The organism is Ruegeria sp. BI7, from assembly GCF_056537925.1.
Map to the genome: position 1 here is coordinate 1 of NZ_JBQFSK010000005.1, position 20736 is coordinate 20736.

15 protein-coding genes and 2 tRNA genes are annotated in these 20736 nt (G+C 58.2%); 5 read left to right on the top strand and 12 right to left on the bottom strand.

Going from position 1 to position 20736, the window contains the following annotated elements; translation table 11 throughout:
* The first annotated feature begins 26 nt into the window (after positions 1-26).
* Positions 27-103: transfer RNA gene (locus tag ACR0JB_RS12800), tRNA-Met, on the top strand.
* A 177-nt stretch (positions 104-280) separates the two neighbouring features.
* Here ACR0JB_RS12800 and ACR0JB_RS12805 read toward each other — a convergent pair.
* The 4 genes from ACR0JB_RS12805 to pdxR form a co-directional block, all read right to left on the bottom strand.
* The gene (locus ACR0JB_RS12805; RefSeq protein WP_480789965.1) at positions 281-1282 is read right to left on the bottom strand and encodes a HupE/UreJ family protein; all 1002 of its coding nucleotides are present in this window, start codon (positions 1280-1282) and stop codon (positions 281-283) included.
* Complete coding sequence (locus ACR0JB_RS12810) at positions 1279-2100, bottom strand: peptidyl-prolyl cis-trans isomerase (protein WP_170400032.1); 822 nt, start codon at positions 2098-2100, stop codon at positions 1279-1281. The genes ACR0JB_RS12805 and ACR0JB_RS12810 overlap by 4 nt, the downstream gene beginning before the upstream one ends.
* A gap of 126 nt (positions 2101-2226) precedes the next feature.
* Positions 2227-4146 (bottom strand): DUF3604 domain-containing protein, encoded by a 1920-nt coding sequence (locus tag ACR0JB_RS12815; protein ID WP_170400030.1) that lies wholly within the window; start codon positions 4144-4146, stop codon positions 2227-2229.
* A gap of 140 nt (positions 4147-4286) precedes the next feature.
* Complete coding sequence (pdxR, locus tag ACR0JB_RS12820; RefSeq protein ID WP_170400028.1) at positions 4287-5723, bottom strand: MocR-like pyridoxine biosynthesis transcription factor PdxR; 1437 nt, start codon at positions 5721-5723, stop codon at positions 4287-4289.
* Positions 5724-5783: 60 nt separating this feature from the next.
* On the opposite strand from pdxR, the gene ACR0JB_RS12825 reads away from it, so the two are divergent.
* From ACR0JB_RS12825 to ACR0JB_RS12835, 3 genes are all read left to right on the top strand, one after another.
* The gene (locus tag ACR0JB_RS12825) at positions 5784-6434 is read left to right on the top strand and encodes a pyridoxamine 5'-phosphate oxidase family protein (protein ID WP_170400026.1); all 651 of its coding nucleotides are present in this window, start codon (positions 5784-5786) and stop codon (positions 6432-6434) included.
* Positions 6435-6443: 9 nt separating this feature from the next.
* Entirely contained in the window at positions 6444-7214 is a 771-nt protein-coding gene (locus ACR0JB_RS12830) for a pyridoxine 5'-phosphate synthase (RefSeq protein WP_174821563.1), read from the top strand.
* Between the two features lie 136 nt (positions 7215-7350).
* On the top strand, positions 7351-10536 hold the full coding sequence (locus ACR0JB_RS12835) for an ATP-binding protein (RefSeq protein WP_480789966.1): 3186 nt from the start codon (positions 7351-7353) through the stop codon (positions 10534-10536).
* A gap of 18 nt (positions 10537-10554) precedes the next feature.
* Here ACR0JB_RS12835 and ACR0JB_RS12840 read toward each other — a convergent pair whose 3' ends face one another.
* A complete protein-coding gene (locus tag ACR0JB_RS12840) occupies positions 10555-12789 on the bottom strand; it encodes a CHASE2 domain-containing protein (protein ID WP_170400020.1) in 2235 nt (744 codons plus the stop codon).
* A gap of 106 nt (positions 12790-12895) precedes the next feature.
* A complete protein-coding gene (locus tag ACR0JB_RS12845; RefSeq protein WP_170400018.1) occupies positions 12896-13765 on the bottom strand; it encodes a FecR family protein in 870 nt (289 codons plus the stop codon).
* A 474-nt stretch (positions 13766-14239) separates the two neighbouring features.
* Here ACR0JB_RS12845 and ACR0JB_RS12850 point away from each other — a divergent pair.
* A tRNA-Ser gene (locus ACR0JB_RS12850) sits at positions 14240-14329 on the top strand.
* Positions 14330-14450: 121 nt separating this feature from the next.
* On the opposite strand, the gene ACR0JB_RS12855 is transcribed toward ACR0JB_RS12850, so the two are convergent.
* The 6 genes from ACR0JB_RS12855 to nosZ are packed head-to-tail and all read right to left on the bottom strand — an operon-like array spanning position 14451 to position 20730.
* Positions 14451-15353: an FAD:protein FMN transferase gene (locus ACR0JB_RS12855; RefSeq protein ID WP_170400016.1), complete on the bottom strand. Its 903-nt coding sequence runs from the start codon at positions 15351-15353 to the stop codon at positions 14451-14453.
* Positions 15350-15865 (bottom strand): nitrous oxide reductase accessory protein NosL, encoded by a 516-nt coding sequence (locus ACR0JB_RS12860; RefSeq protein WP_480789967.1) that lies wholly within the window; start codon positions 15863-15865, stop codon positions 15350-15352. Before ACR0JB_RS12860 ends, ACR0JB_RS12855 begins: the two co-directional genes overlap by 4 nt.
* Positions 15862-16683, bottom strand: a complete 822-nt coding sequence (locus ACR0JB_RS12865) for an ABC transporter permease (RefSeq protein ID WP_480789968.1) — start codon at positions 16681-16683, stop codon at positions 15862-15864. Before ACR0JB_RS12865 ends, ACR0JB_RS12860 begins: the two co-directional genes overlap by 4 nt.
* Positions 16680-17573: an ABC transporter ATP-binding protein gene (locus ACR0JB_RS12870; protein ID WP_480789969.1), complete on the bottom strand. Its 894-nt coding sequence runs from the start codon at positions 17571-17573 to the stop codon at positions 16680-16682. Before ACR0JB_RS12870 ends, ACR0JB_RS12865 begins: the two co-directional genes overlap by 4 nt.
* Positions 17563-18819 carry a nitrous oxide reductase family maturation protein NosD gene (locus tag ACR0JB_RS12875; protein ID WP_480789970.1) on the bottom strand — a complete coding sequence of 419 codons (1257 nt, stop codon included), beginning with the start codon at positions 18817-18819 and terminating at the stop codon, positions 17563-17565. Before ACR0JB_RS12875 ends, ACR0JB_RS12870 begins: the two co-directional genes overlap by 11 nt.
* 3 nt (positions 18820-18822) lie before the next feature.
* The gene (nosZ, locus tag ACR0JB_RS12880; protein WP_170359395.1) at positions 18823-20730 is read right to left on the bottom strand and encodes a TAT-dependent nitrous-oxide reductase; all 1908 of its coding nucleotides are present in this window, start codon (positions 20728-20730) and stop codon (positions 18823-18825) included.
* Between the last annotated feature and the right edge of the window lie 6 nt (positions 20731-20736).

Genomic DNA, 20736 nt, shown 5'->3' on the forward strand with positions numbered 1-20736 from the left:
TAACGATGATACAAATCTGACACTGACGCGGGATGGAGCAGCCCGGTAGCTCGTCAGGCTCATAACCTGAAGGTCGTAGGTTCAAATCCTACTCCCGCAACCAGCGTCAGAAAATCTCAGAACAGCCCGGTCACACTACAATTGATCCCCAAGATCAATCGCTTAACACCCTCAACCCGTCAGAACCATAAAACAATGGGGTGAGAGGCAATAACCCCATCCAAAACAAAGCTTCAATGCCGGAAAACCAAATTGACCTCAGCGATGCGAGGCCAATAACCTAAAACCCACTGACACGCTCGACCAGCCAATAGACCGACACGCTGCCGATGACATAGCCAGTGATTGGTCGGGTAACCCCGCTCAGCCGTGATAGATTAAAGCGCGCCACCTGACGCCACAGAAACATTCCTACTGACAGGCCCACAATAAAGGTAAGTTGTCCGGCCTCAACCCCAAGGTTAAAGGCCAGAAGAGCAGCTGGGATATCCTGAGAGGGCAGGCCGATCTCGGACAGGGCACCGGCGAAACCCAGCCCGTGTAGCAGGCCAAAACAAAAGCAAACAATCCATGGGTATTGCTCGGACAGTCTGATCTGCCCTTCTTTGTGTTTGAGAATTTCCAGGGCCAGGAAAACGATCGAAAGGGCAATCACCGCTTCGACCGGGGCGGCAGGAACGCGCAGCACCCCCAGCGTTGCCAATGCCAGCGTGATCGAATGCGCGACTGTAAAGGCTGTCACTGCGCCGACCAGCCGCCAAGGATCACGCACCAGAATGAACAAGGCGAAAACAAACAGAAGGTGGTCCCACCCTTCCAGGATATGCTCGAAGCCAAGCCAGAAATAGCTGATGAAAACGGACCATGTGGTCGGATCTATTGGCAAAGTCAGGGCGGGCTCTTCAGGTGTGAACCGGAGGGTGGCAATCGCAGATCCCAGTGGCTGAACGCGCAGAAGGACATCGTTGTTTTGTCGTTCGAGGCCCCGGATTGTGACTGTGTGTCCTTCGATCTCAGCCCCGCATTCTGCAACCCAAGAGGACACCCAAGCAACCGAGTCGAAGATCGGCGGTGGACCGTGCGATGGGGCGCAAGCTTCGGGCAGGATCGCGTCAATCCTCATGGGTTGGCCGTTCACATCCGGTATGCGCCACATCACTTGCCAGGTGCCTGGCGTCAATTGGCGAAGGTCCAGATATCCGGGGTCAAGCGCGTGTGCATTGCCGGTCTTTGGGGTGCAGGCCAACCAGATCGCTATTATCAAGCAAAACAGGGCCCTCATTCACCGGACTCCGGTGTTTCAACCCGGTACTGCGCGGCAAGGGTTTCGTATTGCGCCTGCGCCAGTTCCTCGGCCGTGTCCCGACGCCATGCTATCAGAACCGCATCGCGAATGTCCGTAAGTGGCGGCAGATATTCAGGGCGCGTTTCGGTGATACGGACCAGATGCATCCCATATCCCGATTGAATCGGCCCAGCCCAGACGCCCGGTTCTAAAGGGGCCAGCGCAGCCGAAAACCCCAGGCCAAATGCGGCATCGACGGCGCCGGGGGGCGACAGCGGCATTGATCGAGGCATCAGGGATCGTACACCAAACTCTGACCATTCCCTGCCCGCTGTTAGTGCGGTAAGCGCGGTGTCCACATCCTCGGGCACCGGCTGATCGCCCAGATACACCTGATCGAATGCCTTCTGCCAAGGTTTAGTGAAACGTGCCGGGTTTGCTGCGACATAAGCTTCAAGCACAGCATCTTCGGGGTCTACCGAGGCGGCGATTGCATCCGACAGGAATTCCATCTTTTGTGCCAACCGTGCCCGGATTACCTGATCCCCGCGATCCAACCCCAGGTTGCGCGCCTCGCGCACCAGGATTTCCTCGCGCACTAGGGCGTCGATCAGCACCTGCAACTCTACGTCATTGGGCGGGCGTTTCCAGGTTGTTTCAAAGCGGGTGACCAAAAGCGTGACATCAGCGTCGTCGATAACAATTGCATCACCCCGTTCAGCGTTTTCGTCCTTTGGGCCCACTATGGCAAACCAGCCAAAGATGGCGACTCCGATCAGAATAAAGTGGAGCAGGGGTTCTTTCAAAATATGCATGCTTAGTTCCGAAGACGCTTTCAGACCCGCCTTAATAGTAGTGGCGGGTCCTTTGATAAGTCAAACAGACTGCAGAATAATTACGCTTATATTCCAACACAGTGGTGGTTCTTCGAAAAAGGCCATTCACCCCGGAGTGTACCAAATCGGTGAGGAATAGGCGCGTTCCTGATGTATCAGTTGTGCGTCTTCCGGCAGATCAATGCCAAACCGCAACTTGTCGTATAGCAACCAACGCGGGGTGGGGATTTCCAGAACCCTGACGTAATAAAAGGCCCGTTCATTCGGGTCGAAATCCGGGTCGGACCAAACAGTGATCAACTCGGACGCGCCGATGGTATTGCTCCAGCTCGCGGTTTCCACATCCACAGTATTACCAACCTCGGGTAGGTTGCCATCTGCATCCTGTGACCGATCATCAGACCAGGCGACATTATAAACCTTTTCCTGCATCGCCCCGTCTGCATCCAGCCATCCTTTGACGACCTGAACCCGATCCAGATTTGCACCGATCGGGTCGCGCAAGGCACCAATCAGGAAGTTCGGTGCGCCATCCCCTTCGCGCGGGCGCAGGTCACCACCCATGGGTACGCCTTTCGTGTAACCGACATCCGCCAGAAAGCGCGTCTCAAGGTCGCCCTCGTCAAACGCCCAGCCTCCAAAGAAACGCAAACCGATCCGAGGGCCGGTGGTCGCATAGGTTTCGCGGCGCTTGAACGCATCGAAAATGGCTGAGCGTGTGTTGTCGGTGGCCCAAACGGCAGTGTAGCCCGAAGCGACCAGCAGATCGCCCGGTATCTCGCCCAGCTCATTGGCAATAAAGGGATGTTGTATCCGGGTAGGCGACGGTTCCACACTTACAGATTTGCCAAAAAAGTTGTCTTCTTCGGCGGTTGCCAGCGAAGTATGGCTGTCAGTCGCGCCGCCCATGCCGAATTTATAGGGGTTCACGCCGAACTTTTCTTCAAGCATCAGGCCGCGCTTGAGGGCTTCGCGCGCATACTCGCCCGCCAGCATGTCCTCGGTTTTCAATTCGGTGATATCGAGGTTGCCAATATCCCAGTTCTCATAGTCGGCAAAGGGATCATCCGGGCTGAGATACGGGTGGGCCTCGCCGTCTCCTTTGATTTGCGTGACCTCGTAGTGAGGCTCCCACCTTGCGCGGTTCTGGACGTATTCTTCGTCAACCTTGCCACCGTGATACGTGTCTTCGGTTGGGAACATCCAGCCGTTCGACAGGTTGCCGTTGTGGGCGAAAGCCACCGCCCGGCCGCCGGTTTTGGCTTCGTAATCCTCCAGCCAAGAGTAAAGCGCCTTGGGATCGGTGTTGCCGTAGGGTGGCTGTGTTACCGGAGGAACAACCTGCAACGCGCGGATTGGTCCGTCGCGCAACATAACATTCCGGTGCAGGTTGAAGCCCTTGGGCACCGAGGTCCATTCGAAACCGATAAACGCGGTGAATTGACCGGGATCGTTGTGCCGTTCCGCGGCCAGGACGATATGTTCCCAGGTGAACGCAAAAGCATCGGCCCCCGGGCTGTAGGACTCCAGCAAAATCTCCGGCAACGTCATCTGAGAAAAATTTGTGATGATATCGAAGGCTGCTTTACCAGCTTCTTCGCCACCGGCCTTGTATCCTTCGTACCATTCCAACCCCTTCGGGTCTGAGATCACACCGGGTTTGCCCGCCTGCAGATCGGGCGCGAAACCCATCAGGTCAGTATGATCGGTCAGCACCATCCAATCCAGCGGTCTGGCCAATCTGACTGGTTGCCCGGTGGAGGAAATCACCTGCTCGCCTTTGGCAAATCGCCATGCGTCGTCAGGCAGCAGCGTGTTGCCGAATGCGCCCGCATCTAGTGACAGCCCCGTATGCAGATGCGTGTCGCCCCAAAGCGGGCGCTCTGGGAAAGTGCGGTTGGCGTAGGGTGAAAAGGGACGCTCGGCAAAGGTTCCCTCGGCGGCTTCCTTGGTGGGAACGGCGTCGGCAATAGCGCTTGCCGGGACAGAGACCAAAGTAAGTAAGCAGACAGACAGTCGAAGCATGTGAACCTCCCCATTCACAGAGTTCGCGGATTCAGCTTGTGAAATACTGAGAATATATATTCTTATTTGACGATATCATGTTGTGTGCTTCACGTGTGAAAAACTTTTTGACCATTATCCAGTAGGCAGCATGGCTTGCTTCAAAGTGGCAGCTGTATAAGAGAAACCAACTGATCCGCCGCGTCCGAAAGTGTATCTTCGTCAAACGCCGCGTACCCCAGCAGTAAGCCCTGCATCTTTTGCGGCAACACACATTGGTCAGACAGTGCGCTGATGCGCAGTCCGTTTTCCCCGGCCCGCTGGCTGATTTCAATGTCGGACATTCTGTCTGCAAGTGCCGCTCGAAGTGCAACGCAAAGATGCATGCCCGACGAGTCCGGCTGAAGCTCCAGTAGGTCACAGGCGGGGGCGAGCGCGGTGAGCAGATGGCTCTGACGTCGCGCATAAACGCGTCGCATGCGTCGTAAATGCATAGCGAATTCACCGCTGTTCATGAATGTCGCCAAGGCGGGTTGCGGGATCAGCGAGGCGCGTGGTCCCACACGATCAAGATAGGTCCGCGTGCTTTGCAGCATGCGTTTGGGCACAACCAGATACCCGATCCTCAGTGCCGGGCTGACGAGTTTTGAAAAGCTGCCAAGGTAGATCGTGTTATTGAGGCCATCCAACCCCGAAAGCGATGGCAGAGGTTGCCCCCGATAGCGGAATTCGCTGTCGTAGTCGTCCTCGATCACCACCGCACCGGTCTGTCTGGCCCAATCCAGCAAGGCGACCCGGCGGGGCAAGGGCAGGCTGACCCCTGTTGGATAATGCCGCGAAGGCGTGACGATAGTGGCATGGGCCTTGTCTGGAAGGCGTGTCACATCCAGCCCGTCCTGATCGATACGTACTGGGCAGGCTAAGTTTCCTGTATCCCTCAGAATCGTGTGAAGTTTCGGCCAGCATGGGTCTTCGATCGCCACCTGTTTGCCCGCACCAAGCAGCCCGTGGAATATAACCTCGAAGGCTTCGCGCGCGCCCGAGGTGATCACAATCTGCCCCGGGTCACAGGACAAGTGTCGCCACGCGGCAACGTGGTCCGAGATGGCCGCGCGCAGCGGATACCAACCCAAAGGGTCCGCTCGCGCCAAAAGCTCGGGTGTTGGGTTGCGCCATGCGCGTTCAAGGTGGCGTGCCCATTGTTTGTGCGGCAGCAGGGATTGATCCGGCAGACCGGTTTGAAAGGGCAGCCATTTCTGGGTCTTTGGACCTGCCGGGCGGGGGATGGGCTGCGGTTGCGACAGGTGGGTGATCTCGCTGGCCACAAATGTGCCGCTGCCTTGCCGGGTGACCAGATACCCTTCGCTGATCATCTGGTCATAAACCGCCTGAACCGTTGTTCTGGATATCGACAACTCGGATGCCAGTGCGCGGCTGGCTGGCAGCCGCGTCCCGACCAGGTCAGGGGACGTAGATATGAGACCGCGCAGCGCCTCAAGCAGTTGCGCCTGAAGCGAGGTCTTCAGCGATGCATCCACCGAGATCGCAAAAAGATCTCGATTCAAATTGGCCTTAGGAAAAGTTTTAAAATTGGACATTTGAAAACATCCAATATCCGGGCACTACAGTCATAGCAAGATCAAACCCGAGCTATGACCATGAACGAGACTTTGAACATCACCGACAGATCCCGCCTGCGTCGATCCCATGAGCGGGGGCATTTCGACCGTGCCACCATCAACAGTATCCTGGACGCGCAACCCATGTGCAGCGTGGGTTATGTGATTGATGGCAAGCCCTTTGTCACTCCGACGTTGCAATGGCGAGAGGGCAATCGCATCTATTGGCACGGGTCCTCGGCCAGTCGTGCGCTGCGCAATTCTCGCGATGCGCAGGTTTGTCTGTCGGTCGCAATTCTTGACGGGTTTGTCCTGGCTCGGTCCGGTATGCATCATTCCGTTAACTCGCGGTCGGTCACGTTGTTTGGCACCGCGGTCAAGGTTGAAGACCCGGCAGAAAAGCTGGACAAGCTAGGCAGGTTCGTGAACGGCCTGTTCCCGGGGCGATATGAAAGCCTGCGGCCCGATCACGCGCAGGATCTGAAGGCAACAATGGTGCTGGGCATGGATATATCGGAAGGTAGCGCCAAGGTCCGCACGGGCGGTCCAAATGACGAGGAAGAGGATTATGATCTGCCCATCTGGGCCGGGGTCATTCCCGTTCGCACGTCGGTTGGTGATCCTATTCCTGATCCCCGAAACATCGATGGCGTGCCGACGCCCGAACATGTGCAATCCTTTCGGCTGTAGGGCAGGGTGATGACGGACCTTTCGGTAAATCTGAATGTTGCCGCCCTGCTGCGCAACAGGCGTGAGCACCCCTGGCCGGATTTGATAGGTCTAGCAAGGATCGCCTTGAACGCGGGCGCGGCGGGCGTGACGGTGCACCCCCGCCCGGATGAGCGCCACACCCGGCCCGATGATGTGCGCGGGCTACGCTCCATGCTTGACGCGGAGTTTCCAGACTGGGAATTGAATGTCAAAGGCTATCCAGATGAACGGTTTCTGTCGCTGGTTCAGCAGGTGCGCGCGGACCAGGTGACGTTGGTTCCCGATGATCCGGGTCAGGCGACAAGTGATCATGGTTGGGATTTCCCGGCGCAGGGCGCGATGCTAGCGGATGTGGTTGCCGGGTTACAGGCGAACGGTCATCGCGTATCCCTGTTCTGCGACCCCGAGGCAGCGCACATGCCGCATGCGGCGATGACCGGAACAGATCGGGTTGAACTTTACACCGGCCCGTTCGGCGGATCTTATGACGACCCAGTGGCCGAGACGCAGGAACTTGACCGTCTGGCCGCTGCAGCGACCGCGGCTGCGGCGCAAGGGCTCAAGGTCAATGCGGGCCACGATCTGACGGTCAGTGGCACGCGCAAACTGATCGCTCGGATCCCGTCGATTGCCGAAGTGTCCATCGGGCACGCGTTGTTTTGCGATGCTCTGAACTTTGGAATGACTGAGACGGTTCGTCGGTATCTTGAGGTCTGCAGCATCCCTCAGGCAGATGATCTGTGGGCGGAAACTGTCTGAAACAGACAGGTGTCGCCGACTATGATCGCACCCGGCTTTGGGCGTGACATTTTCACTGCTATTTAAATAAGCCTTTGCGGCAATTCATCTGCAAATACTGGCGAGCCTGGATTGGCTGTAGTACACCTTTGCAGGTATGGGGAAGATTGCGGATAAACCTAAGCGGGAACAAACAGATAGCGAGCAACGGCGTCAGGTCACGGTGCTGTTTGCCGATATGGTCGGCTATACTGCGATTGTTACATCGCTTGGGGAAGAACAGGCGTTGGGCTTTGTTCGGCTGACCTACGATACGCTGGTTCGGGCGGTCGAGGCCCACGGTGGAACGGTGCGCGATTTTGCTGGCGACAGCATAATGGCGCTGTTCGGCATTCCCGAAGCGACCGAAGATACGGCACTGCGGGCCTGCCGGGCCGCTATGGCGATCCATGCGGCATTCGAAGCGTCCGCCGCGGATATCGAAGCGCGTTTCGGCGTGCGCCCGAAGGTGCGTGTGGGGATCAGTTCCGGTACGGTTCTGATGGCGGCTGTTCAGGGCGAGAGCGGCCCGACGACTGCTGTGGGCAGCACAGTGAATCTGGCCGCGCGGCTTGAAAATCTTGCCCCGTCGGGTGGAAGCCTGATCTGCGACACCACACGGGGGCTGGTCGAATGGGTGACCGAGCTTGGCTTTTTCGGCGAACATCAGATCAAGGGTTTGTCCGCGCCGCAAAAGCTGTGGCAGTTGCAGGCCGTTCACCCCGACGCAACCCGGTTCGACGCATCAGTGGCGCAAGGGTTGAGCGGCTATGTTGGCCGAACAGATGAACTAAGCATGATCTCCACCGCGCTGGAGCGGGCGAAAGACACCCGGTCCGTGATTGACCTGGTTGCCGAGCCGGGGTTGGGCAAAACGCGACTGGTTTTCGAGTTTCTTCATCGCCTACCTGCGGACGAGGTGTCGGTCCTGACGGGGAACTGCTTTGCCGATGGCCAGCAGGTTCCGTTTCTGCCGTTTCTGGAAATCACGCGAAATTCATTTCTCATCACCGATGCCGACAACCCGCTGCGGGTTCGGGCCAAGCTTGAGGCCGGGTTAAAAAAATCTGGGCTGTTCACGCAGCAGAACCTTGGGTTAATGATGAATTTTCTGGGGCTCACACCGCCCGAGGGGGCTCTGGACGGTCTCGACGGTGTTCTGATCGGTCTGCGTATTCGCGAGTTGCTGACCGAGCTGCTGCGCCTGAAATGCGCGCGGGGTCAGGTTGTTTTGCTGATCGAAGATGGCCATTGGATCGACAGCGCGTCAAAGGATTTGCTGGCAAATATGATCGAGGCTCCGAACTTGTCGAACCTGCTGATCATCCAGACACGTCGGCCCGAATATACGCCGGATTGGCAAAACATTGCCGGGGTGACAACCGTGGCGCTTCGCCCGCTGAGAGTCGAGGACCTTGCCACCCTGACGCAAAACCGTCTTGGGGTGGATGCTCTGCCCGATGGGTTGGCCGAACAGCTGGCAGACCGTGCTGGGGGCAATCCACTGTTTGGCGAAGAAATCTTGGGCTTTCTGCTGGATCAGGGAGTTTTGCGCGTCGAGAATGGCCGCGCCCATATCGAAGCGGATATCAGCGACAGCGGGTTGCCCGTCACCATGCGCAGCCTTTTGACAGCCAGAATTGAACGGCTTGATCCCGAAGATCGCGCCTTGCTGCAGGCTGCAGCCGTGATTGGTCGGCGTTTTGATCCCGGTCTGTTGTCCCAGATCACCGAGACGACCAAGTCAACCGGCGCCACCCTACAACGGCTGCAAGCGCAGGATGTGCTGTACCGCGAGCCGAACTCGTCGGATTACATCTTCAAACATGTGCTGCTGCGGGATTCGGTTTATCAAAGCCTGGTTCTGTCCCGCCGGTCCGACCTGCATCTTGCCATTGCCGAGGCGTTGGTGATGCGCAACGCCAACCGGTTGCACGAGGCCGCCGAGGTGCTGGCCTTTCACTATGGACAGACGGATCGGGCAGATCAGGCGTTTCACTACAGTGCCATGGCTGGTGATAAATGCCTCGGCGTTTATTCACTGGACGAAGCCAACCGGTACTTTGTGGACGCTCTTGAGCTGTACCAAAACGACCCAAGTTGCGCCACAGATGCAGAATTTGCCGGATTCATGGCCAGTTTCGCGCTGTGTTCCAATATCTCACTGCGGGTCGAAAAGATTATCGAACTGGCCGGGACAGTTCGTCCGATCCTGCAAAAGGCTGGTGACAGTCAGGATCACGCGTTGTTCCTGCACCACTATGTCTCTTGTCTGGTTTGCAACGGCAAGTATCACGAGGCGCATTGGGTTCAGCAGGAGCTGACAGACATGGCCGGTCGTCTGAATGATCCGGCCTCTAAGGCGTATGCCATGGTGAATGAGCTTTCGGTCTCAATCTATCACACGCCGATCGACAATGACCGTTTCGAGGCGCGAAAACGCGATGTCGAGGCTGTGCTGGAACAGATCGACGACGCCTATATCCACATTTTTTATCAGGCCACTGTTGGTTGGAACGAACTGACGCGGGGGCGGGTGGCGCGGGCGCATGCCGCATCAGATCGGATGATCGCCTTGGGAAAAGCCAAAAACGACCCGCGTGCGCTGGGCTATGGAACCGCCATGAAGGCGCTGATCGCGATGGTCACCGATGATCACGAACTGGCGCTTGAAATGGCTGAGAAGGCGCGCAAAGCATCAAAGGTCGAATTTGAGTTGGCCATAGCCGAAGCAGCCAGAGTAGGAGCCATGGTGCCGCTGGAAATGCCAGGGGCGACTGAGGTGGTTCAAAACCACATCAAGGCCTGCAACGAAAAGGGGTGGACGCTGTTCACCTTCGGGCCCGCGGCGATGCTGGGGGTGGCCTACGCGCTGAACGGTCGGATCACAGACGGGTTGCGCCAGATCGAATGCGCCATTCAGAAGCGTACCGACGAGGGCACTCAGATATCCGCTGACTGGGCCCGTCTGTTCCTGTGCGAGATGTATCTGGCCATCCTAACAGGTGAAGGCGGCGGTTCGCTGGGGGTTCTGTTTCGAAATTTCCGTTCGATTTTTTGGGTTATGCTGTTTGGAAAAAACCGTCTGATCGCGATGGTTGAGCAGGTGCGCAAGAACCCTCAGTTCGACCAAAAGGGCCACTATATCGCGCGCTGTGATATGATCATGGGGCTGCTGTACAAGGCGAAAAAAAACAAGGCGCAGGCTATCGAGCATCTAAGCCGGGCCCGCGTCATCGTCGAGTCTGCAGGGCGATCTCCGATGCTGACACGCATTGATACGGCGCTGGCGGAAATGGCATAGCCCATCCATTCGAACTGCTCAGGCTGATGGTTTTCGGGCGCGCCTTTGGTGGCTGAAGATCAACTGATTGGATTGGAAATCCGACCGGAAATCGGCGGCCCTGCCGGACAGCGCGCAATAGAACTTCATCAATCCGGGTTCGATATGGTGGGCTTGTTCGATGCAATCCTCGCATATTCGTTCAATCCGGTCCTGAGGGTGCCGGTCCCGAATAGCCGCGATCAGCCTTTGGTGGGTTGTTTCCAATTTCTGAAATTCAGGGGTTTCCAGTACGTCTTGATTGCCAACCAGCACGAAAACGGGTTCCAGGTCAGTTCGTCCCTTAAGGTCGACATACCCGGCCTCAAGCATCGCCATTTCGTGCCGCGTTTTCTCATACACCGAACTTGAGACAACGATGTCATAGTCCACATGGCGGCAGCTTTGTTCGATCCGTGCGGCGACGTTCACCACATCCCCGATGACGGTATAGTTGAACCTGCGCTTTGACCCGATATTACCGACGCAGGCCCGACCCGTGGCGCAACCGGTCGCCAGCGCAATCGGCGGCCGCCCCTGCATGACGTCCGAGGCGTTGAACTCTACCAGCGCCCGTCGCATCAACAGCGCCGCCTTTGCGGCACGGCATGGGTGATCTTCGACCGGCAGGGGGGCGTTCCAAAACGCCATTACCGCATCGCCGATGAATTTGTCTATGGTGCCCCGTTCCAGCAATATCTGGTCGCCGATCTGAGAAAAAAGTTGATTCAGCAAGGTGACGAGATCGGTGGCCGAAACTGACTCGGACAAAGGCGTAAAGCCTCGTATATCCGAGAACATGACGGTGATCTCTTGTGTTTCACCGCCCAGTTGAAGCTGATGCCCCGACACCTCAATTTCGTCCAGAATCTCGGGCGCGACATAGTGGGAAAAGATCTGTCGGATCACACGTTTTTCGCGCTCGGTCGAGATGAACAGATAGCCCGCCAGCAGGCCGAAATTAGCCATGCCCCCCATCAGTGGAAAGGTAACGTCGAATAGAACCAACTGGTGCTGGAATGCCAGCCAACTGATGCCAAGGACTACCGCCGCAGCAACGCCACCTGCAACAAATGACGCAACCGCCCCGAACCGCGCCATGACGGCCGTGACCACTACGCCAAGAATGACGAAAGACAGCAGTTCAAGTGCCGACGTCACATCCGAGCGGCTTAGCATTTCGTCGGTCAGGACCTGTTCAAGAATTTGCGCATGGATCGACACGCCCGGAACGGATTCGCCCAAAGGTGTCTGGTGCATATCGAACAATCCTGCGGCCGATGTGCCGACCAAAATGATCCGTCCTTCGATTTCGGCGCGCAGATCGGGATTGTCCTGTGGCTGCATGATATCATCAGCTGACAGATACAGGTCCGGGTTATCGCGCCTGTACCTGACCCAGACCTCGCCGTTTTCGGTGGTTGGCAGGCGGAATTGACCAATCTCGACCGCCAGCATGATACCGGCCTCATCCGGCATGCCTTCGGCAATGATGACGGGTTCGTCTATGGCAACCCTTAGCGCCTCAATCCCCAGCCCCGGCAGCGCACCATCCGGCCCGCCCCACAAGATAGGCACGCGGCGCACGATGCCCATACCGCCAAGGGGCGAGACATTGACCCCTCCGATGCCTGCTGCCGTTCGATCCAGCGGTGAGGCTGGTGGGGTCCAATAAGGAACAGTAACCAGCCCTGAGGTCGGCGATTCCCCTATTTCGATGATCCCGGCCATCGGCGTGACGTGTCTGCCGTCGCTGGATTGCCGGGCAGCTGCGCCCAATACAACCGGCCAATTGGCGATCTCCATTCCGAAAAGCACGTCATGGTCCAGCTTCTCGGCGTGGCGCTCAACTGACAGCACCCCAGAGAGCGAGGGTTCTTCCAGCAACCGCGCAGGCGAGAACCTGTCAGGTTCGACGAACAAAATGTCAAAGGCGATAGCGGCGGCCCCATATTCGCCCAGGTTCTGGACCATCTGTGCCAAAAGGGTTCGGGGCCAGGGCCATTGCCCCCAGTTTGCCAGCGACTGTTCGTCGATATCCACCACGCGGACAGGCAGATCAGGGTTGTATTCGCGTGGTGAGATGCGTTGCAGAATGTCGAAATAGATTAGCCGCGTCATCCGCACCGGATATGGATCGAGAACACGGATAAAGCACCCGAAAAGGATCAGGCCCAGCCCGACCAGCTGGAAGGCCCGCCGCCGCCCTGTTCGTTCTTTGGGCTTCCCGGTCACGTTTGCCTCCGAATATCGTGGTCAGCCCGGACGGACCTGAACGGGATGTGCGCATTTTTCTGCGACAACGACTGATCTGATGTCATGCAGCGGGGCCTGTGTTTGCTCAACCGCCGCTATTGCCGCCGTTACCGCCAGTGGTGCCACTGCCGCTGCCGCCGCCAAATCCCCCTGTTCCGCCACCACCAATCGTGCCACCGCTGCCTGGCCCGCCGCTGCCGGAACCGCCGCCGATCGAGCCGCCACTGCCATCGCCACTGCCGCTACCGTTTCCGACATTGCCGCCACTGCCGTTGCTGCTGCCGGTGCCGCTGCCAACGCTGCCACCATTGCCGCTGCCGACGCTGTTTGACGGGGACGACCCGGAGGCCGCAGCGCTTTGCACTGCACCCTGTTCACCCCGTTCCGGGGTGGAGGGATCAGCCTCTGACCGTTGCGGCAGAGGAGGCAGGGCGTCCCTTCCGCAGCCCGTCACATCCGTTTGCAATGGAATCAGCAATTGCTCTTGTGACTGAACAAAGGGGAACCCTTCTTTCACCGCTTTTTCGTAACTTTCCTGATCGACAGAGCGCCCGATACGTCCACTCTGTGTAGTGGCGAGAAGGTTGCATTTGCGCCCGGTCTCTTGGCAAATGCCGTTCTGACCACACATTTCTACCCGGCCCTGTAAAATCAGCATGGCGCTTTGCGCGCCGGGCGCGACCCATATGTCAAAAGTCGTTCCGCGTACGGCCATGGTCGCGGTGGGCGTTTGAATCGAGTAGGCACGTTTTTTGCTTTTGCCAGAGATAAAGCGAAAACTGCCGCCAAGGGCCTGAACCGCGAAGTTCTTGGCCTTTTTGTTGCCGCGCAGCATTGTCACATCCAGTGTCATCCGAGCATTCGGGCCAATCGCGATCTTGGTTTCATCGACGAAAACCAACTGAACTAGACCGCTGCCGTCGGTGGATATGGAATCGCCAGATGCAACTTCCATCCCTGTGCGCAACGGCTGCGATTTCCCTGCGCGCGTTAATTCAGCGCCTTGTTCGACGCCGATGACTTTTCCTATGTTGGCTAAGGCCTGCGACGGCAGAAGCAAAACACAACAAACAATAAGTAACGATTTCAACCAAGCCAACCTAACGTCCTTCCCCCACAGATAGGTACTGAGCGCATCGCGCCCACCGCTCGGTTTGCCCCTCAATAAATTCGTATTTTTGAATTATACGCTAATAAATCTATACAAATATGCCTTATAGCCCGTGTATTTGGCAAGTTTTCAGTTCAGAGCGCGTCATATTGAGTAGTTTGAAGAATTCCTTCGCGCTATTACGAGTGCTTATATCCGTCCTCAAGAGCGCCGAAATTTCGCTGATTGCGTGTGCGTTTGCGACGAATTTGAGAAAAGTGAGGAAGGCATAGAAAATCGCCTTGTATCCGGGTGACAGGCAAGGATATACCCGCCAGCGGAGACGTGGCCGAGTGGTCGAAGGCGCTCCCCTGCTAAGGGAGTAGGCCCGGAAGGGTCTCGAGGGTTCGAATCCCTTCGTCTCCGCCACCTACCATTTTTAGATGCGGTCGGAACAACGGCTTATGTTGTAAGCCGTTGTGGGCACTTGATGGTTTGGCTTATTGGAAAGCCAATGGCCTCGCTTACTAAGATGACCACCGAAGTTTTTTCAGATGTACATTTCTTTGCGCGCCTCGGGGAATGACCTGATCGCGGCGTCAACGCGCGTTTCAGGCAACGCGCACAAGGCCGTGGACAGCCCGTCGGCGATGGCTGCGCTGGGGGCTGAGACCGATACTATGTGGTTCGTTGCTACCTCGTCTTGCGGGTTCAGGATGTGGCCTTGATCATCGGTCAGCATGAGGTTGCCTGCGTCCGAGGTTGCAACGGCACGATCGCTTAATTCGATGGATTTGAGAACTTCTCTGCCGGGTCCGGCCAGTCCGACTTGCCAGGCTTGCCCGTCTTGGCGATGGCCAAGGGCGGCGATTTCCCCCATATTTACCAATAAATCGCGTAGACCGTACGAGGCCAGAAAAGCCGCGATGCGGTCGGTAATGGCGCCTTGTGCGATACCGTTCAGCGTCAGTGCTGAAACACCGGGTTGGGGCAGGCGGATCATGTCGGACCCGATTAAAACGCGAGACCATCCAATGGATTTTCGGGCGGAATGGACCTCTTGCGCGGTGGCCCCGTTGGCCAGCGCGGACCAGAGCGGTTGAATTGAAGGATCAAAAACGCCGTCTGTGGCCTCGTGCAAGGCCGAACACAGGCTGAGGACGTTCAGCAGTTCGGGGGCTGGGGCTGGCAGTTGCCCGTCGCGGTTCAGGCGGCTGAGTTCGGATTGCGGTCGGTACAGGCTGAAGATGTTCTCAAGCCGGTTCACTTCGGCTTCGACCGCGGTGATGATTGGCGCGGCCTGTGTGTCTGTCAGCCCCTCAAGTCGCAAGCTGGCCGAGGCCCCCAGCGCGACCCCGTGCCAGTGGGCCGTAGGGGCAGACTTGGCACCCGCGGGAAAGGCGGCACAGGCGGCGGACATGGTCAGAAACCGGCGGCGGGAGAGGGCAGTCATGAGGGGGTCTCCAGTTTCAGGTCCAGATCAACGGGGCCCAGAACCTCGGTGTCGGGGATGCCGGACAGAGGCAGCAGATTGCCACCGTACTGGCCAATAAAGGTTTCGGCGGCAGCGGGGTCTGCAAAGGGTACCACCTCGCGCGCGCCCATGCCGCCCGCAACATTGGCTCCGACCACAAAGGTCGCACCCTCGGCGGCGATCCAGTTGGAAACACCCGGCTGTTGCCAGTTGGGCGCGGCGCCCATATCGCTGACATAGGCGGCTGCAATGGGTGCATCACGCTCGGGGCTTTTAAGGTAAGCCACCATGTCGCGCACTTGGGCGAAGAACAGAGGTGCAGGGTAGCCTTCCAGATGGATCTGACCTTTGGGGCCGCCATGTTCGGCGATGTTCATCTGGCAGAAAAAGCTGAGCGCATCGGGGGTCAGGTCCACTGGGTCCGGGGCCTCGGCGACTTCTTCCTTGCAGGCCGCCAGCGCGACAAACGCGATCAAAGCAAGACGTTTCATGGCTCGACCTTCCGGAAAGCGAGGCGGGCGAGAGCAAAGCCCAAAACCGGCCAGATTAACAGGGAGGCAGGAGCGGCCCAGACGGGCAGTGCCTGCGCGGCCCCGGTCATGCCGGACGCCATCGCAACGCCTTCGGTCGCGGCGATGTTCCACAAACGGAATGCGTCGGCCGGGTTGGCTACCATCACCCACGGAAAGACGGATTGGGTGAAGGTGCCGCCCTTGTCCATGACGACGGCTCCCAACAAGCCCAGATCATAAAGGACGACAAAGACCAGCCAGAGCCCGGCCGACAAACCTGCTGCTGCCGTGGCGCCCCTAGCCAGGGCAGACAGCAGGTAACCCAGCGCCAGAAACACGGCGCCCAGCAGGATGGATGTGAGGATTAGGCGTAGCAATGCCATCAGGCTTTCTGGCCCCGCGCCGCCGAACCATGCGGCCACTGCACCAGCGGTGCCAAAGCCGACGGTCATGGCAAAGGCAAGTGCGGCCAGATGGGCGGTGAATTTCCCCAACAGGATTTCTCCACGCCCCGCCGGATAGGATAGCAGCAGCGATAAGCTGCCCCGGTCCACGTCACCTGCGATGGCATCAAAAGCGATCATCAACGCCAGTAAGGGGGCAAGATATACTGACAAGGTAGTCATCGAGGCAACCGAGACGGTCAGCATATCGACGCCCAGCGTACCGGTAGGCGCGCTGCCTGCAAAGGTTAGCGCCAAGGCGAACAGCACCATGATCAGGGTGGCCACCAGCAGCCAGCGGTTGCGGCGCAGGATCAGCATCTCCGTGCGGGTAATGGCGAGGAAGCGGGTCATTGCATCTCCTCCTGAGCGTAGTGGCGATAAAGGTCTTCCAGCTTGGGTGGGGTCATTTCCACATCCGCCACGGCATCGCCCATTCCGGCGATCCGGCGCAGGGCTTCCATTTTGTCATCTGGGGAACACAGCAACTCAACGGATGCGCCATTGATCCGGTCGCCACCCAATGCCGCGGCCAGCGCTTCGGGGTTGGTGCTGGCGCGCACGCGCAGGCGGATCGGCAGACCAGCTAGGGCCGACAGGTTAGTCAACGTATCATCAGCCACCATCCGGCCTTTGCGCATGATGGCGATGCGGTCGGTGCGGGCTTCAACCTCGGTCAGCGCGTGGGATGCGATCAGGACGGCGGTACCTTTCGCTGCCAACTCGTCAATGATGGCGTAAAGGTCTTGCCGCGAAATGGGGTCTAGCCCCGAGGTGGGCTCATCCAGCAGCGCCACTTTCGGCTGACCCAACAGAACTTGAGCCAAGCCCAGACGTTGCCGCATCCCTTTAGAATACGTTCCGATCCGGCGATCCAGCGCATCGCTGAGACCGACACGGTTCAGCAGGCCGGACACATCAGATTTGGTTCCCGACAATTTCGCAAACAGTGTTAGCTGTTCCCGTCCGGTTAAAGCGGGATGAAACGACACCGCCTCGGGCAGATACGCCGTTTCGCGCCGCGCCTGCGCGCTGCCAGGGGCGGCGTCTCCGATCCGAATGGCTCCGCCATGGATCGGCGTCAGGCCGAGGATGGATTTGATCAGGGTCGACTTGCCCGCGCCGTTATGGCCCAGCAGCGCCACGCGCTGTCCGGGGGCAAGAGACAGGTTGATATCGTCAAGAACGCGGGTTTTTCCGCGGTCCTTGCTGACATGGTCGATAACTAGGGCCTTATCCGTCATGAGGCACCTTTTTCATAGCTGGGGGTTCAGGGGCTTGCATCAATGGGTTGCTGTCCATCACCCCCCCCGGCAACAGCGCCGGGAAGGCCGATTGCGACCAGCGCACCAACTGCACGGCTGGGGAGCCGAGCAGCAGTTTGGCTGAGGGTTGGGTCCACAGCACATGGTCCATCGAGTCGTTGGGGCGATAGGGGGCATCGGCGATGCCGTTGCCATCCACATCATATGCGGCGAAATCGGACCAGTAGTTGCCGCGCCCGTCTTCGGACCACTCGACCCATTTGGTCGAGACATATTTCACCTGCGTCCGGTTCCCGATGAATGAATTGCCAACGATGCGGTTGCGTTCGCTGCCAGCGGTAAAGTGGATGCCGATGCCGCATCCCTGGAACCAGTTGTCGGTGAATTCGTTCTTGTTGGAATTATACAGGAAGGTGCATTTTTCCTTGGCACCTTTCACCACATTGCCGGTGATGGTGCTTTTATTGGCGTAGTTCAGCATCACGCCATGTTCGCGGTCACCGATGGACACGTTGTTGGCCACGGTCACGTTTGTGGTGAACATAACCGCGTAGCCGAGATCATTACCGATCGAGACATTGTCGCTGACGACCGAATTGTCCGCATACATGTAATGCACGGCGAACCGCAGGTCGCGGAACAGGTTGCCTGTAAAGGTGTTCTTTTTCGACGAGTTCACAAAGATCCCGTCGCGCCCGTACCGGATGTCGTTGTCTTCAACCCGCGCGCCCGGCGCGTTCCAGACATAGACACCATTGCCACGGTCATTCATCCGCCGGTCTTGCCGACCTTCGATCCGGTTGCCACGCACGATGCTGTCCTGGGCACCGTGAATGTCGACGCCATAAAGGTTGCCCAACAACACATTGTCTTCGACCACCGGCGCTTTGGCCGTTTTGGTCAGTTGGATGCCGCTGTCGATCCCGTCATGGCTTGAGCCCGAGCCGATCACCGTCAGACCGCGTACGGTCACGCCCGGTCCGGTCACGGTGATGACGCTTCCCGTGCTCTGGCCGTCAATGGTGGCTTGTCCCAGCCCATCGATGGTGACGGGCCGGTCCAGCACAAGCGTTTCGGTGTAAACACCGGGGCTCAGGCGGAGGGTGTCCCCATCCGCCGCCTGCGCCAGTGTTTCATTAATGGCCCCCGCCCGGTTGGGCACATCCCAGTCCGCCGCCCATAGGGGCGAGCCAAGCAGGAGCGGTATGAGCAGAGGCCAACGCATGGGTTATGCTCCCTGCGGTTCGACCAACATCCGACCGCGCATTTCCATGTGCAGTGCGTGGCAGAACCACTGGCAATAGAACCAGTGTACGCCCGGACGGTCGGCTGTGAAGGTGACCGAGGCAGTTGCCAGCGGTGCAACTTCCATTGCGATGCCGTAGTTACCTAGGCAGAAGCCGTGGGTCACGTCGTCCACGTCATCGAGGTTGGTGATGTAAACCGTCACCTCGTCACCCTGTTTGACGGTGAACTTTTCCAGGCTGAAGGTCGGAGCTTGCGATGTCATGTAGACCCGCACCTTGTTGCCGTCCCGGATGGGTTCTTCGGCGCCTTCTTCCAGATCGATGCCATCAGCTTCGGCCTGTTTGCGGGCGTCTTCCCATGTAACATCGGCGCGGTCCCAGACGTTTACCGGGTTGACGATGTCGCTGCGAACGATGATCGAGTCATGCGGCTCGGCAAAGGTCGGACCGTCGTGAACCACTTTCATCTCGTTGGACGAGATGTCGATCAACTGCTCGTTCTCGGGCTTCAGCGGACCCACGTTCAGGAAGCGGTCTTTCGAGAACTTGTTCATCGAAATCAGCCACTTTCCGTCGGCATCCTTGGTTTCACCCATGGAGGTCGAGTTGTGGCCCGGCTGATAGTGCACGTCGACCTTCGAGATGATCGGATCCACATCGGCACCGCCGTAAGCCTCGATTGCCTTTTCGATGTTCCACTTCACGATCTGGCTGTCCAGGAACAGCGTGGTGAACGCGTTGCCCTGGCCGTCGTAGGCGGTGTGAAGCGGGCCAAGACCCAGTTGCGGCTCACCCACGATGCACGACCGCGGATCGGCATCACTTTCGAACAGGGCGTCCAGCTTTGTAACGTCCATGATCGAAACGGTCGGCGACAGCTTACCGTTGATGCAGACGTGCTTGCCGTCGGGCGCTGTGTTGATGCCGTGCGGCGAGTTCGGGATCGGAATGTAACGGGTGTACTTCTTGTTCTGACCCTTACGGCCGTCCAGAACCTTGACGCCTTTCAGTTCCTGATAGTCACCGGCCTCGATACCCGCCTCGATTTCTGCGATGTTGAAAACAACCACGTGGTCCAGCTCGTTCTCGGTCATCTCGGCCAGGTTCATACCCATTTCCGAGTTGTAGGAGGTCGAATAGGCGTATTTGCCCTGATAGTCACAATCGGTGTTGTCGAGGTTGCCCGACACCATCACCTGCCACGCCACTTCCATAGTGTCGCCGTCAAGCGCGGTGAAGATGTTCACGTATTGCGACGGATCGTCCAGCACTGTGCCGTCGTTGACCAGCGGGGTTTCATCCTCACCATTGGCAAAGACATAGCCGGTGCGCGGGAATTTCTGCGGACGCAGACCGTGGATCGCCTTGGCGTTCGGGATCTCGGTGATCTTGTCGCATTTCATCACGTCGCAGCGCACGCGGGCAACGCGGGTGTTGGCCTTGTCATTCATGAACAGGTAGCGGCCATCGTAGGTGCCATCGGTGAACGACATATGCGGGTGGTGCAGGTCGCCGTTGTCATAGGTTTTCATGCCACGCTTGGCGAGAAACTCTTTGGTTTCAGGCAGCAGGCCGTCGGTCATGATTTTCAACGACTCATTGGTCTGACCCCAGCCGGTGGCCGAGCAGCGGTTGAACACTGGCACGCGCATCAGTTCGCGCATGGACGGGAAGCCCAGGATGCGCAGCTCGCCAGTCTGACCTGAGGACCAAAAACCGTAATATTCGTCCAACTCACCAGGCTGCAGGTTGGCGTTGGCTGCAGCGCTGGCTTGTTTCGCGGTCATCAGGGTCGAGCCCAGACCGGTCCCGGCCAGCACCGCGCCAGTTGCGGTTGCACCTAGCATCCCTCGGCGTGTGATGTTCAGCTTGTTGTCATGTTCCGACATGTTCGT